Origin of the sequence: Micromonospora matsumotoense (genome assembly GCF_050951065.1) — a bacterium.
Lineage (GTDB): Bacteria > Actinomycetota > Actinomycetes > Mycobacteriales > Micromonosporaceae > Micromonospora > Micromonospora matsumotoensis.
The window spans coordinates 5,936,321-5,952,168 of record NZ_CP192025.1 but is presented as its reverse complement, the minus strand read 5'-3'; the positions used below and the strand labels follow the sequence as shown (position 1 = coordinate 5,952,168).

Sequence of the window (15,848 nt, the reverse complement as noted above, 5' to 3'; positions counted from 1 at the left end):
GCACAATCACGCCCAGATCCAACACGCCCAGACCCAAACTGAGATCCGTCAAGGAGTACGCCTGTGAAGAGCACCGTCGAGACTCTGAGCCCGACGCGCGTGCGGCTCGCCATCGAGGTGCCGTTCGTCGAGCTCGAGCCGAGCCTCAAGAAGGCGTACCGGGAGATCGGCCAGCAGGTCCAGGTTCCCGGCTTCCGTCGGGGCAAGATCCCGGCCGCCGTGATCGACCAGCGGGTGGGCCGGGGCACCGTGCTCAACGAGGCGGTGCAGGAGGCGATCCCGCAGAACATCCTCGCCGCGGTCCGCGAGCACGACCTCAAGACGCTCGGTCGTCCGGAGGTCGAGATCACCGAGTTCAACGACGGTGACTCGCTCAACTTCACCGCCGAGGTCGACGTCCGGCCGGAGCTGACCCTGCCGGACCCGGCCACCGTCGAGGTGACGGTCGACGAGCTCCAGATCGACGAGAGCGAGGTCGACGAGCAGGTCAAGAACCTGCGCGAGCGGTTCGCCACCCTGAAGACCGTCGAGCGGGCCGCCGCCGAGGGCGACTACGTGCAGATCGACCTGAACGCGACCGTCGACGGCGAGGACGTGCCGGGCGGCTCGGCGAGCAACATCTCGCACGAGGTCGGCAGCAAGCAGCTCCTGCCGGGGCTGGACGAGGCCCTGGTCGGTCTCGCGGCCGGTGACGACACCACCTTCACCACCCAGCTGGTGGGCGGCGACTTCGCCGGCCGCGACGCCGAGGTGGCGGTGACCGTCCGCACGGTCAAGGAGAAGGAGCTGCCGGAGCTGGACGACGACTTCGCCCAGATGGCCAGCGAGTTCGACAGCATCGACGAGCTGCGCGCCGACCTGCGGGAGAAGGTCAGCCGGGGCAAGCGGGTGGAGCAGATCTACGCCGCCCGGGACAAGGCCCTGGAGCAGCTGGTCGCCGCCGCCGAGGTGCCGGCGCCGGAGGGTGTCGTCCGCGAGGAGGTCGAGAGCCGCAAGCAGGCCATGGTCGACCAGCTGGAGCGGATCGGCGCGTCGATGGAGGAGTACCTCGCCGCCGAGGAGAAGACCGAGGAGCAGATCGACGCCGAGCTGGCCGAGGCGGCGACCGAGGGTGTCAAGATCCAGCTGCTGCTGGACACCCTGGCCGACGCCGAGGACACCCAGGTCTCCGACGACGAGTTCGGGCACGAGATCGTCCATCGGGCGCAGCGCGCCGGGATGGCCCCCCAGCAGTACTACGACCAGCTGGTCCGCTCCGGCGCCGCCGGCGCCGTCTTCGGCGACGTGCGGCGCGGCAAGGCGCTCGCCTCCGTGATGGAGAAGATCAAGATCAAGGATTCGGCCGGCAACGAGGTCACCCTCGACGCGCTGCGGGCCGAGAGCGAGCAGGCGCACGACCACGACCACGAGCACTGATCCGACCCGGTCGGCCGCCGTCCGCCCGTTGCGGCAGACGGCGGCCGAACCACTTCTCCGGGTACGGTCCCGAGCCAGCTGCGCTGAGAGCGAACAGTGCCGCGACCGGGAGTCGATCACCCGGTCGAGCGGTTAATGTCGGGTACGACGGTACGGAGAGCGAAGGGCTGCCATGACCGACATGCACATCCCAGCGAAGCCGCTCCGGGCGATCGAAGCCCGAGGTGGCGACACCATTGGCAACCTCGACGACTCGGTCTACAACCGGTTGCTCAAGGAGCGCATCATCTTCCTCGGCAGCGAGGTGAACGACCAGGTCGCCAACCGCATCTGCGCCCAGCTGCTGCTGCTCGCGGCGGAGGACCCGGACCGCGACATCTTCCTGTGGATCAACTCGCCGGGTGGCTCGGTCTACTCGGGCATGGCGATCTACGACACCATGCAGTACATCGACAACGACGTGTCGACCGTGGCGATGGGCATGGCCGCCTCGATGGGGCAGCTCCTGCTCTGCGCGGGCACCAAGGGCAAGCGGTACGCCCTGCCGCACGCGCGGATCATGATGCACCAGCCGTCCGGTGGCCTCGGCGGCACCGCGTCGGACATCGCGATCCAGGCCGAGCAGATGCTCTACACCAAGCGGATGTTCCAGGAGCGGGTCGCCCACCACACCGGCCAGAGCCAGGCGCAGATCGAGGCCGACTCGGACCGGGACCGCTGGTTCACCGCCCAGGAGGCCAAGGACTACGGCTTCATCGACAAGGTGATCATCGGGGCCACGCAGGTTCCGGATGGCGCCGGGACCCTGAGCTGAGGAGCTGACGATGACCGATCTGAGCCTGCCGCCCCAGTTCGCGGCCGTGCACAACCGTTACGTCCTGCCGTCGTTCGTCGAGCGCACCTCGTACGGGGTCAAGGAGTCCAACCCGTACAACAAGCTCTTCGAGGACCGGATCATCTTCCTCGGCGTCCAGGTCGACGACGCGTCGGCCAACGACGTGATGGCGCAGCTGCTGACGCTCGAGGGCACCGACCCGGACCGCGACATCATCATGTACATCAACTCGCCCGGTGGTTCGTTCACCGCCATGACGGCGATCTACGACACCATGCAGTACGTCCGGCCGGACATCTCCACGGTCTGCCTGGGCCAGGCGGCCAGCGCGGCGGCGGTGCTGCTGTCGGCGGGCACGCCGGGCAAGCGGATGGCGCTGCCCAACTCGCGGATCATCATCCACCAGCCGGCCACCGAGGGCGGCTACGGGCAGGGCTCGGACATCGAGATCCAGGCCCGGGAGATCCTGCGGATGCGCACCCAGCTGGAGGACATGCTCTCCCGGCACTGCAACCGGCCGATCGAGCAGGTGCGCAAGGACATCGACCGTGACAAGATCATGACGGCCGAGGAGTCCAAGGAGTACGGGCTGGTCGACACGATCCTGACCAGCCGCAAGAAGGGCCTGCTGGCCTCCAACGCGGCCCGCTGAGCAGCACTGGTCGGAGGTCGGTCGGGGCGACACGTTCCCGGCCGGCCTCTGACACACCCGTTTTGGGGGTCGGAGAAACCCCCGCCAGCGGGTAACGTCGGGTCCGTACGGCGTGGCCGGGTCGGACCGGCGGAACGGATTCACCACGGACGGGCGCCCCGGCGCCCGCGGTTCAGGGCCGGGTTCCGGTCGACGAGTGCAGGGAGAACGTAGGTGGCACGGATCGGTGACGGCGGCGACCTACTGAAGTGCTCGTTCTGCGGCAAGTCGCAGAAGCAGGTCAAGAAACTCATCGCGGGCCCAGGTGTCTACATCTGTGACGAATGCATCGACCTCTGTAACGAGATCATCGAAGAGGAGCTGGCCGAGTCCGGCGAGGTGAAGTGGGAAGAGCTTCCCAAGCCGATGGAGATCTGCCAGTTCCTCGACAACTACGTCATCGGCCAGGACCAGGCCAAGAAGGCGCTCGCGGTCGCGGTCTACAACCACTACAAGCGGATCCAGGCCGAGGCGGCCAACGCGCCGGGCTCCGGCAACGACGCGGTGGAGCTGGCCAAGTCCAACATCCTGCTGCTCGGCCCGACCGGCTGCGGCAAGACGCACCTCGCGCAGACCCTGGCCCGGATGCTGAACGTCCCCTTCGCGATCGCGGACGCCACGGCGCTGACCGAGGCGGGCTACGTCGGCGAGGACGTGGAGAACATCCTCCTCAAGCTGATCCAGGCCGCCGACTACGACATCAAGCGCGCCGAGACCGGCATCATCTACATCGACGAGGTCGACAAGATCGCCCGTAAGTCGGAGAACCCGTCGATCACCCGGGACGTCTCCGGCGAAGGGGTGCAGCAGGCGCTGCTCAAGATGCTGGAGGGCACGGTGTCGAACGTGCCGCCGCAGGGCGGACGCAAGCACCCGCACCAGGAGTTCATCCAGATCGACACCACCAACGTGCTGTTCATCTGCGGTGGGGCCTTCGCCGGTCTCGATCAGATCATCGAGTCCCGCACCGGTTCCGGCGGCACCGGCTTCGGCGCCCGGCTCCGGTCGGTGTCCGAGCGTTCCACCGACGACATCTTCAGCCAGGTGATGCCGGAGGACATGCTCAAGTTCGGGCTGATCCCCGAGTTCATCGGCCGGTTGCCGGTGATCACCAACGTGCGCAGCCTGGACCGCTCGGCCCTGGTGCGCATCCTCACCGAGCCGCGCAACGCCCTGGTCCGGCAATATCAGCGGCTCTTCGAGTTGGACGGCGTCGAGCTGGAGTTCGAGCCGCCGGCCTTGGAGGCGATCGCCGACCAGGCCATGCTCCGGGGCACCGGTGCCCGTGGCCTGCGCGCCATCATGGAAGAGGTCCTCCTCTCCGTGATGTACGAGGTGCCGAGCAACCCGGACGCCGCCCGGGTGCTGATCAGCCGCGAGGCGGTCCTGGAGAACGTCAACCCGACCATCGTGCCGCGGGAGTTCACCGGCCGTCGGGCCCGCCGCGACCGCGAGGAGAAGTCGGCCTGACCGACCCCTCCCCGAACACCGTCAGAAGCACGGCCCCCGACCGGGCCGTGCTTCTGCGTTTGCCGGATTCGACACGCCGTCACCAGCACGGTCCCCGACCGGGCCGTGCCGCTGCGCGGACCGGATTCGACCAGCCCCCGGCGAGATGGCCCGGCACTGCCGTGCAACGGACCGTGTCCTGTTGGGTGCAGTGTCGGCGCTCGCCTTCCGGCGGTCGAGGCCCGCACCGGTGGGCCGTCGTGGCTGGACGGCCGAATGCTCGGCGAGGTGGCTGCGGCGGTCCTGCTGGACAGCGTCGCGAACGGGCTGTACCCGGCCGCTGCCGGCCGGGGACGGCGGGGTGTGAGGTCGGGGAACCAACGCCGCGCGTTGCCCGGCCAGCGCCGTGCTGCTGGTGCTCCCCGCAACCCCGGCAACCCCGGCAACCGGTGCCACCGGTGCAGTAGGCCCCCCGGAGGCGGGTTCGCCGCCCCCGCTACCCGCCGCCCCCGCTACCCGCCGCCCCCCGGCTACCCGCCGCTGCTGCCACCAGCCGCCCCCCGCCGCTGCCCACCGTCGGCACCCGGTGCCGCTGGCCGGTGCCCGCTGTCTGCTGTCCCGGGTCGGCGTCCGGCCGTACCCTGGGCACCATGCGCGTCGCCGTCTGCCAGCTCAACGCCCGCGATGACCGGGCGGCCAACCTGGCCGCCGCCGAGGACCTGCTGGTCAGGGCAGCGGCGGCCGGCGCCGATCTGGCGGTTCTTCCCGAGTACGTCGACTATCTGGGTGGGTCTGACGGAATGCCGGCCGCGGAGGGGGTCGACGGCGCGGTGGGGACCTTCTTCGCCGAGGTGGCCCGCCGGTTGGGGATCTGGCTGGTCGCCGGCTCGTTCCACGAGGTCGGGCCGGACCCGGCCCGTACCTGGAACACCTCGCTGGTCTTCGACCGGTCCGGCCGGTTGGCCGCCAGCTATCGGAAGATCCACCTGTACGACGTGGAGATCCCCGGTCGGGTGTCCTACCGGGAGTCCGCCACGGTCGCCCCGGGCCGGGAACCGGTGGTGGTGGAGGTGGAGGGCCTGCGGGTCGGCCTCTCCATCTGCTATGACCTGCGCTTCCCGGAGCTGTACCGCCGGCTCGCCGTCGAGGGGGGCGCACAGCTGCTGGTCGTTCCGGCGGCGTTCATGATGCACACCGGGCGGGACCACTGGGAGGTTCTGCTGCGGGCGCGGGCGATCGAGAACCAGTGCTTCGTGGCGGCGGCCGGACAGACCGGTGACCACGATCCGGGGCGGACCTGCTTCGGGCGCAGCATGGTGATCGATCCATGGGGCACGGTGCTCGGTCAGGTGCCGGACGGACCGGGTTTGACCGTGGTCGACCTGGACCTGGACCGGTTGCGGACGATCCGGACCGAGCTGCCCAGCCTGGCGAACCGTCGCCTCTGACCGCCCCGGCCGGCGTCCCTCATGCCTGGCTCCGTCCACACGCCTGGCTCCGTCCTCACGCCTGGCTCCGTCCACACGCCTGGCTCCGTCCTCACGCCTGGCTCCGTCCCCATGCCTGGCTCCGTCCTCGCCTCCCCTGCCTGGTCCGGCGACACCGGCTCGTGCCCTGGTCCGGCGGGGGCCGAGCGCCGGGTCAGCTCAGCAGCACCCCCGCGACGGCCAGGCCGATGATCGCCGCCGCCGTCACCAGCAGCGCCGTTCCCATCCTGGACGGTCCGCGCCGGGCCAGTCGAACGACCGAGAGCACGACGACGACGAGCACGACCGCCGCGATCACGAGCTGCCAGAAGGGCAGCAGGAGCCCGAGCAGCGCGTCGTCGGCGAGGGTGACCGTGGGGGATCGGGACGCCTCATCCATGGCAGCCACTCTGGCACGGATCGGCCATCTCGTCGTCGGTTCGGATGCGTACCCGCAGGAGCCGGTCCGACCCGGACGGGTGGCGCTCAGCCGGACGATGCGGTCCCGTCGATCACAGAAAGTGACGATCATTGATTTGCCTTCCGGTCGCCGGCCGCGTAACTTTCTCTCTGCACACGGCAGGCCGGACAAACTGGCCGAAAGTGAGCACCAGGATCGTGGCGGGAACGCCGAGCGATACTGAGGACGGGCAGTGCGAGCGGTTCCCTGAAAGTTGGGGTTGCGAACGCCAAGCTGGCCGGGTAGAGTTCTGAAGCCGGCAGGGAGCCGGGCGGGCGCCGCGAAAGCGGGTGCCGGCCGGTCTGCCGATTCCCACGACAGCAACGACCGCCGGCAACGGCGTGCGTCAGCGTGGATACGGCTGAGTGAAGCTGATGGATCGCGCAAGCGAATTTGACAGCGAATTTCGGTCCGAGTAAGTTAAGCGAGTTGCCCCGGAAGGGAAGCCGCAAAAACGGCGACCGGATGGTGTGTGGTTGTTCTTTGAGAACTCAACAGGGTGCTTGATAAGCCAGTGCCAATGATGATTTATACCCCGCACTGGGCGAACTTTCGGGTTTGTTTGGTGGGGATTCCTTTGGCAACATTTGTTTGTTGCCGGGATGGATTGTTCAACAGGTTTTTGTTGGAGAGTTTGATCCTGGCTCAGGACGAACGCTGGCGGCGTGCTTAACACATGCAAGTCGAGCGGAAAGGCCCTTCGGGGTACTCGAGCGGCGAACGGGTGAGTAACACGTGAGCAACCTGCCCTAGGCTTTGGGATAACCCTCGGAAACGGGGGCTAATACCGAATATTACTTGACCTCGCATGGGGTTGGGTGGAAAGTTTTTCGGCCTGGGATGGGCTCGCGGCCTATCAGCTTGTTGGTGGGGTGATGGCCTACCAAGGCGACGACGGGTAGCCGGCCTGAGAGGGCGACCGGCCACACTGGGACTGAGACACGGCCCAGACTCCTACGGGAGGCAGCAGTGGGGAATATTGCACAATGGGCGGAAGCCTGATGCAGCGACGCCGCGTGAGGGATGACGGCCTTCGGGTTGTAAACCTCTTTCAGCAGGGACGAAGCGTAAGTGACGGTACCTGCAGAAGAAGCACCGGCCAACTACGTGCCAGCAGCCGCGGTAAGACGTAGGGTGCGAGCGTTGTCCGGATTTATTGGGCGTAAAGAGCTCGTAGGCGGCTTGTCGCGTCGACCGTGAAAACTTGGGGCTCAACCCCAAGCCTGCGGTCGATACGGGCAGGCTAGAGTTCGGTAGGGGAGACTGGAATTCCTGGTGTAGCGGTGAAATGCGCAGATATCAGGAGGAACACCGGTGGCGAAGGCGGGTCTCTGGGCCGATACTGACGCTGAGGAGCGAAAGCGTGGGGAGCGAACAGGATTAGATACCCTGGTAGTCCACGCTGTAAACGTTGGGCGCTAGGTGTGGGGGGCCTCTCCGGTTTCCTGTGCCGCAGCTAACGCATTAAGCGCCCCGCCTGGGGAGTACGGCCGCAAGGCTAAAACTCAAAGGAATTGACGGGGGCCCGCACAAGCGGCGGAGCATGCGGATTAATTCGATGCAACGCGAAGAACCTTACCTGGGTTTGACATGGCCGCAAAACTTGCAGAGATGTAAGGTCCTTCGGGGGCGGTCACAGGTGGTGCATGGCTGTCGTCAGCTCGTGTCGTGAGATGTTGGGTTAAGTCCCGCAACGAGCGCAACCCTCGTTCGATGTTGCCAGCGCGTTATGGCGGGGACTCATCGAAGACTGCCGGGGTCAACTCGGAGGAAGGTGGGGATGACGTCAAGTCATCATGCCCCTTATGTCCAGGGCTTCACGCATGCTACAATGGCCGGTACAATGGGTTGCGATACCGTGAGGTGGAGCGAATCCCAAAAAGCCGGTCTCAGTTCGGATCGGGGTCTGCAACTCGACCCCGTGAAGTCGGAGTCGCTAGTAATCGCAGATCAGCAACGCTGCGGTGAATACGTTCCCGGGCCTTGTACACACCGCCCGTCACGTCACGAAAGTCGGCAACACCCGAAGCCGGTGGCCCAACCCTTGTGGAGGGAGCCGTCGAAGGTGGGGCTGGCGATTGGGACGAAGTCGTAACAAGGTAGCCGTACCGGAAGGTGCGGCTGGATCACCTCCTTTCTAAGGAGCACCATCCAGCGAAGGCTGGTATGGAGCCCGCGGTCCGCGTCTGTCGGGTCGGGGTGCTCAGATGGCGGAGACACTGGTTAGTCTTTTCCTGGCAACGGCCATGATGATCTAGTACAGCTGCTCTTTGGGGTGGTGGGAACGGTCGGGTTGGTGCGGCTGGGGGAAGGCGGTGAGCACCCTGTTGGGTCCTGAAGGAACAACCCTGTGGGGTTGTTGTTTCAGAGACTTGCCTGAGGCGTGTGCCTCGGTGGGTTTTCCAGGCACGGCCTGGTCTTGCATACCGGATTCTGTTCCTGCCGTGTGGTGGGGGTGGGGTTGCTGGTGTGGGGTCGAGGGTTGTGGGTTGGTCGTTTGTTGAGAATTGCACAGTGGACGCGAGCATCTTTGTGGTCAAGTTGTCAAGGGCGAACGGTGGATGCCTTGGCACCAGGAGCCGATGAAGGACGTGGGAGGCCGCGATAGGCCTGGGGGAGCTGTCAACCAAGCTGTGATCCCAGGGTGTCCGAATGGGGAAACCTGGCACCAGTCATGTGGTGTCACCTGCACCTGAACACATAGGGTGTATGGGGGGAACGCGGGGAAGTGAAACATCTCAGTACCCGTAGGAAGAGAAAACAATTTAGTGATTCCGTGAGTAGTGGCGAGCGAAAGCGGATTGAGGCTAAACCGGTTGCGTGTGATACCTGTCAGGGGTTGCGTGGTCGGGGTTGTGGGACCCTGCTGAACAAGCTGACACTTGTTCGAGAAGTTATCAAGTTAGTGGCTAGTCGAACAGTCTGGAATGGCTGACCGTAGACGGTGAGAGTCCGGTAGGTGAAAGTTGCTGACCTTCTGTGGGTGTTCCCGAGTAGCGGCGGACCCCTGAAATCTGCCGTGAATCTGCCAGGACCACCTGGTAAGCCTAAATACTTCCTGGTGACCGATAGCGGACGAGTACCGTGAGGGAATGGTGAAAAGTACCCCGGGAGGGGAGTGAAATAGTACCTGAAACCGTTCGCCTACAATCCGTCGGAGCCTTGCGGGGTGACGGCGTGCCTTTTGAAGAATGAGCCTGCGAGTTAGTGGCATGTGGCGAGGTTAACCCGTGTGGGGGAGCCGTAGCGAAAGCGAGTCTGAATAGGGCGTCGTAGTCGCATGTTCTAGACCCGAAGCGGAGTGATCTAGCCATGGGCAGGCTGAAGCGCGGGTAAGACCGCGTGGAGGGCCGAACCCACCAACGTTGAAAAGTTGGGGGATGACCTGTGGTTAGGGGTGAAAGGCCAATCAAACTCCGTGATAGCTGGTTCTCCCCGAAATGCATTTAGGTGCAGCGTCGCGTGTTTCTTGCCGGAGGTAGAGCACTGGATGGTCTAGGGGGCCCACAAGCTTACCGAAATCAGCCAAACTCCGAATGCCGGTAAGTGAGAGCGCGGCAGTGAGACTGCGGGGGATAAGCTTCGTAGTCGAGAGGGAAACAGCCCAGATCACCAGCTAAGGCCCCTAAGCGTGTGCTAAGTGGAAAAGGATGTGGGGTCGCATAGACAACCAGGAGGTTGGCTTAGAAGCAGCCACCCTTTAAAGAGTGCGTAATAGCTCACTGGTCAAGTGGTTCCGCGCCGACAATGTAGCGGGGCTCAAGCACACCGCCGAAGCTGTGGCACTCACATTTTACTTCGCATCTCCTTGATGGGGTGTGCAGGTGTGTGGGTGGGTAGGGGAGCGTCGTGCCGGGGGTGAAGCAGCGGGGTGACCCAGTTGTGGACGCGGCACGAGTGAGAATGCAGGCATGAGTAGCGAAAGAAGGGTGAGAAACCCTTCCGCCGGATGACCAAGGGTTCCAGGGCCAGGCTAATCCGCCCTGGGTGAGTCGGGACCTAAGGCGAGGCCGAGAGGCGTAGTCGATGGACAACGGGTTGATATTCCCGTACCCGCGAAAGAGCGCCCGTGATGAACCTTATTGTGCTAACTGCCCGATCTGTTGGCGGTCTTCGGACCAAGAACGGGGAGCGCAGGAACCTGGTGGGTAGTAGTCAAGCGATGGGGTGACGCAGGAAGGTAGCTGAGCCCGGCCGGTGGTTGTGCCGGGGTAAGCGTGTAGGCCGTGTTGTAGGCAAATCCGCAACACATGGGGCTGAGACGTGATGCCGAGCCGATTCAGGTGAAGTCAGTGATCCTATGCTGCCGAGAAAAGCCTCTAGCGAGTTCTTAGCGGCCCGTACCCCAAACCGACACAGGTGGTCAGGTAGAGAATACCGAGGCGATCGGGCGAACTGTGGTTAAGGAACTCGGCAAATTGCCCCCGTAACTTAGGGAGAAGGGGGGCCGGAGACGTGAAGCCCCATGCGGGTGGAGCGTTGTATGGCCGCAGAGAGCAGGGGGAAGCGACTGTTTACTAAAAACACAGGTCCATGCGAAGAAGTAATTCGATGTATATGGACTGACGCCTGCCCGGTGCTGGAACGTTAAGGGGACCTGTTAGCTCTTCGGGGCGAAGCGGAGAACTTAAGCGCCAGTAAACGGCGGTGGTAACTATAACCATCCTAAGGTAGCGAAATTCCTTGTCGGGTAAGTTCCGACCTGCACGAATGGCGTAACGACTTCCCCACTGTCTCAACCACAGGCCCGGCGAAATTGCATTACGAGTAAAGATGCTCGTTACGCGCGGCAGGACGGAAAGACCCCGGGACCTTTACTATAGCTTGACATTGGTATCTGAATGGGCTTGTGTAGGATAGGTGGGAGCCGGTGAAACCTGTACGCCAGTATAGGTGGAGGCAATCTTGAAATACCACTCTGGTTGATTTGGGTATCTAACTTCGGACCGTTATCCGGTTCAGGGACAGTGTCTGGTGGGTAGTTTAACTGGGGCGGTTGCCTCCTAAAAGGTAACGGAGGCGCCCAAAGGTTCCCTCAGCCTGGTTGGCAATCAGGTGTTGAGTGCAAGTACACAAGGGAGCTTGACTGTGAGACTGACAGGTCGAGCAGGGACGAAAGTCGGGACTAGTGATCCGGCACTTGCGAGTGGAAGCGGTGTCGCTCAACGGATAAAAGGTACCCCGGGGATAACAGGCTGATCTTCCCCAAGAGTCCATATCGACGGGATGGTTTGGCACCTCGATGTCGGCTCGTCGCATCCTGGGGCTGTAGCAGGTCCCAAGGGTTGGGCTGTTCGCCCATTAAAGCGGTACGCGAGCTGGGTTTAGAACGTCGTGAGACAGTTCGGTCCCTATCCGCCGTGCGCGTAGGATACTTGAGAAGGGCTGTCCCTAGTACGAGAGGACCGGGACGGACGAACCTCTGGTGTGCCAGTTGTCCCGCCAGGGGCACGGCTGGTTAGCTACGTTCGGAAGGGATAACCGCTGAAAGCATCTAAGCGGGAAGCCTGCTTCAAGATGAGGTATCCCACCCCACTTTGTGGGGGTAAGGCCCCCAGCTAGACGACTGGGTTGATAGGCCGGAAATGTAAGCCCGGTAACGGGTTCAGTTGACCGGTACTAATAGGCCGAGGACTTGACTACAAAGCTGCTACGCGTCCACTGTGCAACTCTGAACAACCGAACAACCCCCCACACGTGTGTGGGTGCGTGTGTTGTTTGATATGTTCATAGTGTTACGGCGGTCATGGCGGAGGGGAAACGCCCGGTCACATTCCGAACCCGGAAGCTAAGCCCTCCAGCGCCGATGGTACTGCACTCGGGAGGGTGTGGGAGAGTAGGACACCGCCGGAAGTTGAGGCCGACCCCTGACGGGGTCGGCCTCAACTGCATTCCAGCTCTGAACCGCATTCCTGGCTGCGGGCCAGCTGGCCGCGACATAGCGGTATTGGAACGCCGGGACACCCCTACCTCACCACCATTGCGTGGATCAGCGCCGGCCCCGGGGGGCCAGGCCCAGCGCGGCGAGCCGGTCGGCCTCCGGCGGGGACGGGCCGTGCGGAGGAGGGGTCGACGGGCGGGCCGGGCTGTCAGCCCCGGGTCTGGACGACGTCGCGGAGCTGGCGGAACAGGCCGGCCGACTCGTCGACGGGGCGGTTGGCGAACATGCCCATCGCCACGCTGCCGTGATCCGCCCACCCGCAGATCGCGAAGTCACCCCCGTCGCCGCTGGTCTTGCCGCACTTCATCACCCCGCCGTACCTCCCCGCCGGCACCGCACGGACGTCGGTCACCCGGCCGGTCTCGTCGGCCATCAGCCGGAAGAGGCTGTCCAGGTCACGTTCCGGCTGCCAGAGCAGGGTGGTGCCACCGAAGAACAGCACCGCCCGCTTCTCGTCGGCCGGGTCGCGGTAGACCGTACCGATGCTGCGGTCCAGTTCGATGTCGGCGGCGAATCCGCTGCGCAGGTAGTCGGCGGTGCTGCGGGCCCGGTCCGAGTCGTCGCGGGTGAGACCGGCGACCTGGTCGGGCGTGCCGAGGCGGGTGTCCTTCTCCCGGGCGATGCGCCAGCCGGCGGTGCCCAGCGCGGCGGCGCCGGCCAGGCCGACCACGAGGGCGACGGTCAGCGCGATCCGTCGGCGTCGGGACACCCGACCCCGCGCCTGGGTGCTCTGCTCCGGGTCGTGGTTGCTCAACCGGATCGGCTCCTCGGTCAGCTCGACCGGCTCGGGACCCTCGATGAGCTGACGCTCGGTGAGATGTGCGTCGGACATGTTCGCCACCGTACGCGAATGACCGGTGGCGCACGTCGGGTCCGCAGAAGCGCTCCGTAGACTTTCACAGGTGACCGAGAGACTGGATGCCCGACGCCCCGACGCCCCGACCCTTGCCGGCCAGTACCAGCCCGGCGAGGTAGAGCAGCGACGGTATGCGCAGTGGGTAGCCGCCGGCCACTTCCGGGCGTCGGCGCAGAGCGACAAGCCCCCCTTCACGATCGTCATCCCGCCACCGAACGTCACCGGCGTGCTGCACATGGGCCACGCCCTGGACCACACCGTCCAGGACTCCCTGGTGCGCCGCAAGCGGATGCAGGGGTACGAGGCGCTGTGGCTGCCCGGCATGGACCACGCCGGCATCGCCACCCAGAACGTGGTGGAGCGGCAGCTCGCCGGTCAGGGGCTGTCCCGGCACGACCTCGGCCGGGAGAAGTTCGTCGAGCGGGTCTGGCAGTGGAAGGCCGAGTCCGGCGGCGCGATCCTCGGCCAGATGCGCCGGCTCGGCGACTCGGTCGACTGGGACCGGGAACGCTTCACCATGGACGAGGGCCTGTCCCGGGCCGTGCAGACCATGTTCAAGAAGCTCTACGACGACGGGCTGATCTACCGGGCCAACCGGATCATCAACTGGTGCCCGCGCTGCCTGACCGCGCTGTCCGACATCGAGGTGGAGCACACCGACGACGAAGGTGAGCTGGTCTCGGTCCGGTACAGCGACGACGTGGTGGTCGCCACCACCCGGGCCGAGACCATGCTCGGCGACACCGCCGTGGCCGTGCACCCCGACGACGAGCGGTACCGGCACCTGATCGGCACCGCGGTGGAGGTGCCGCTGACCGGCCGGCACATCCCGATCGTCGCCGACGAGCACGTCGACCCGGCGTTCGGCACCGGCATGGTCAAGGTGACCCCGGCGCACGACCCGAACGACTTCGAGATCGGCCAGCGGCACGACCTGCCCGCCCTGACGATCATGGATGAGCGGGGCGTCATCACCGCGCCCGGCCCGTTCCAGGGCCTGGACCGGTACGAGGCCCGCCCGGCGATCGTCGCCGCCCTGCGCGAGCAGGGTCGGATCGTGGCCGAGAAGCGGCCGTACCTGCACGCGGTGGGGCACTGCTCCCGGTGTCGTACCACCGTCGAGCCCCGGCTGTCGTTGCAGTGGTTCGTCAACACCACCCCGCTGGCCAAGGCGGCCGGCGACGCGGTGCGCGACGGCCGGGTGAAGATCGAGCCGGCCGAGCTGGCCAAGCGCTACTTCGCCTGGGTCGACAACATGCACGACTGGTGCATCTCCCGGCAGCTCTGGTGGGGCCACCGCATCCCGGTCTGGTACGGCCCGGCGGGCGAGATCGTCTGCGTCGGCCCGGACGAGACGCCGCCCGGCGAGGGCTGGGTCCAGGACGAGGACGTCCTGGACACCTGGTTCTCCAGCGGCCTGTGGCCGTTCTCCACCCTCGGCTGGCCGGAGCAGACCCCGGACCTGGCGAAGTTCTACCCGACGAACGTGCTGGTCACCGGCTACGACATCCTGTTCTTCTGGGTCGCCCGGATGATGATGTTCGGCCTGTACGCGATGGACGGCCGGCAGCCGTTCGACACGGTCGCCCTGCACGGCATGGTCCGCGACCAGCACGGCAAGAAGATGTCGAAGTCGTTCGGCAACGTGGTCGACCCGCTGGACTGGGTCGACCGGTACGGCGCCGACGCGACCCGGTTCACCCTGGCCCGGGGGGCGAACCCCGGCGGGGACGTGCCGGTCAGCGAGGAGTGGTGCCAGGGCTCCCGCAACTTCTGCAACAAGCTCTGGAACGCCACCCGGTTCGCGCTGCTCAACGGCGCGCACACCACCGGCCCGCTGCCGGCCGCCGACCAGCTCTCCACCGTCGACCGGTGGATCCTGTCCCGGCTGGCGCACGTCACCGCCGAGGTCGACGAGCAGTTCGAGGCGTACGAGTTCGCGAAGGTGTGCGACCTGCTCTACCACTTCGCCTGGGACGACGTCTGCGACTGGTACGTGGAGCTGGGCAAGCCGGTGCTCGCCGAGGGTGGGCCGGCGGCCGACGCCACCCGCCGGGTGCTCGGACACGTGCTGGACCAGTTGCTGCGGCTGCTGCACCCGGTGATCCCGTTCGTCACCGAGGAGCTGTGGACCGCGCTGACCGGTGGCGAGACGGTCATGACGGCGGCCTGGCCGGTGGCCGACCGTACGCTTATGGACGACGCCGCGGAACGCGAGGTCGGCACCGTCCAGCGGGTGGTGACCGAGATCCGGCGGTTCCGCTCCGACCAGGGGCTGCGGCCGACCCAGCGGGTGGCCGCCCGGCTGGACGGGCTCGGCGGGGCGGGCATCGCCGCGCACGAGCCGCTGATCCGTTCGCTGGTCCGGCTGGACGCCCCGGCCGACGACTTCCAGGCCAGCGCCACCCTCGCCATGCCCGGTGAGGTCAGCGTGGAGTTGGACACCCGGGGGTCGATCGACGTGGCCGCCGAGCGGGCCCGGCTCACCAAGGACCGGGCGACGGCCGAGAAGGAGGTCGCGCAGGCCCGCGCGAAGCTGGACAACCCGGCGTTCGTCGGGAAGGCGCCCGAGCCGGTGGTTGCCAAGATCCGTGACCGGCTGGCGGTGGCCGAGGCCGACCTGATCCGCATCGACGCCGCTCTGGAGGCGCTTCCCTCGTGACCGACCGCACCGATCAGACCAGCCGGCCCGGGTCCGGGCGCGGCGAGTTCGCCGCCGTCGACGCCGAGCTGG

Annotated in this window: 8 protein-coding genes and 3 rRNA genes; 9 read left to right on the top strand and 2 right to left on the bottom strand. The window is 65.8% G+C overall.

Annotation, left to right across the window (positions count from 1 at the left end; genetic code table 11):
- Positions 1–63: 63 nt before the first annotated feature.
- From tig to ACQP1S_RS25175, 5 genes are all read left to right on the top strand, one after another.
- Entirely contained in the window at positions 64–1,416 is a 1,353-nt protein-coding gene (gene tig / locus ACQP1S_RS25195) for a trigger factor (protein WP_091250711.1), read from the top strand.
- A gap of 172 nt (positions 1,417–1,588) precedes the next feature.
- Complete coding sequence (locus ACQP1S_RS25190; RefSeq protein ID WP_091250714.1) at positions 1,589–2,230, top strand: ATP-dependent Clp protease proteolytic subunit; 642 nt, start codon at positions 1,589–1,591, stop codon at positions 2,228–2,230.
- A gap of 10 nt (positions 2,231–2,240) precedes the next feature.
- Entirely contained in the window at positions 2,241–2,903 is a 663-nt protein-coding gene (locus tag ACQP1S_RS25185; protein WP_091250718.1) for an ATP-dependent Clp protease proteolytic subunit, read from the top strand.
- A gap of 213 nt (positions 2,904–3,116) precedes the next feature.
- Entirely contained in the window at positions 3,117–4,412 is a 1,296-nt protein-coding gene (gene clpX, locus ACQP1S_RS25180; protein WP_091250721.1) for an ATP-dependent Clp protease ATP-binding subunit ClpX, read from the top strand.
- A gap of 629 nt (positions 4,413–5,041) precedes the next feature.
- A complete protein-coding gene (locus ACQP1S_RS25175) occupies positions 5,042–5,839 on the top strand; it encodes a carbon-nitrogen hydrolase family protein (protein ID WP_432899916.1) in 798 nt (265 codons plus the stop codon).
- 193 nt (positions 5,840–6,032) lie between these two features.
- On the opposite strand, the gene ACQP1S_RS25170 is transcribed toward ACQP1S_RS25175, so the two are convergent.
- Complete coding sequence (locus tag ACQP1S_RS25170) at positions 6,033–6,257, bottom strand: hypothetical protein (RefSeq protein WP_091250728.1); 225 nt, start codon at positions 6,255–6,257, stop codon at positions 6,033–6,035.
- 682 nt (positions 6,258–6,939) lie between these two features.
- Here ACQP1S_RS25170 and ACQP1S_RS25165 point away from each other — a divergent pair.
- The 3 genes from ACQP1S_RS25165 to rrf all read left to right on the top strand — a co-directional run bounded on the left by ACQP1S_RS25165 (position 6,940) and on the right by rrf (position 12,170).
- Positions 6,940–8,454: ribosomal RNA gene (locus ACQP1S_RS25165) — 16S ribosomal RNA — on the top strand.
- A gap of 397 nt (positions 8,455–8,851) precedes the next feature.
- Positions 8,852–11,960: ribosomal RNA gene (locus ACQP1S_RS25160) — 23S ribosomal RNA — on the top strand.
- Between the two features lie 93 nt (positions 11,961–12,053).
- Positions 12,054–12,170: ribosomal RNA gene (gene rrf, locus ACQP1S_RS25155) — 5S ribosomal RNA — on the top strand.
- The 16S, 23S and 5S rRNA genes sit together here, the layout of an rRNA operon.
- Before the next feature lie 236 nt (positions 12,171–12,406).
- Here the strand turns inward: rrf and ACQP1S_RS25150 are convergent.
- Positions 12,407–13,090, bottom strand: a complete 684-nt coding sequence (locus ACQP1S_RS25150) for a hypothetical protein (RefSeq protein ID WP_357893593.1) — start codon at positions 13,088–13,090, stop codon at positions 12,407–12,409.
- Between the two features lie 70 nt (positions 13,091–13,160).
- Here ACQP1S_RS25150 and ACQP1S_RS25145 point away from each other — a divergent pair, with 70 nt between their 5' ends.
- Positions 13,161–15,776 (top strand): valine--tRNA ligase, encoded by a 2,616-nt coding sequence (locus tag ACQP1S_RS25145; protein ID WP_432899912.1) that lies wholly within the window; start codon positions 13,161–13,163, stop codon positions 15,774–15,776.
- Positions 15,777–15,848 lie beyond the last annotated feature (72 nt).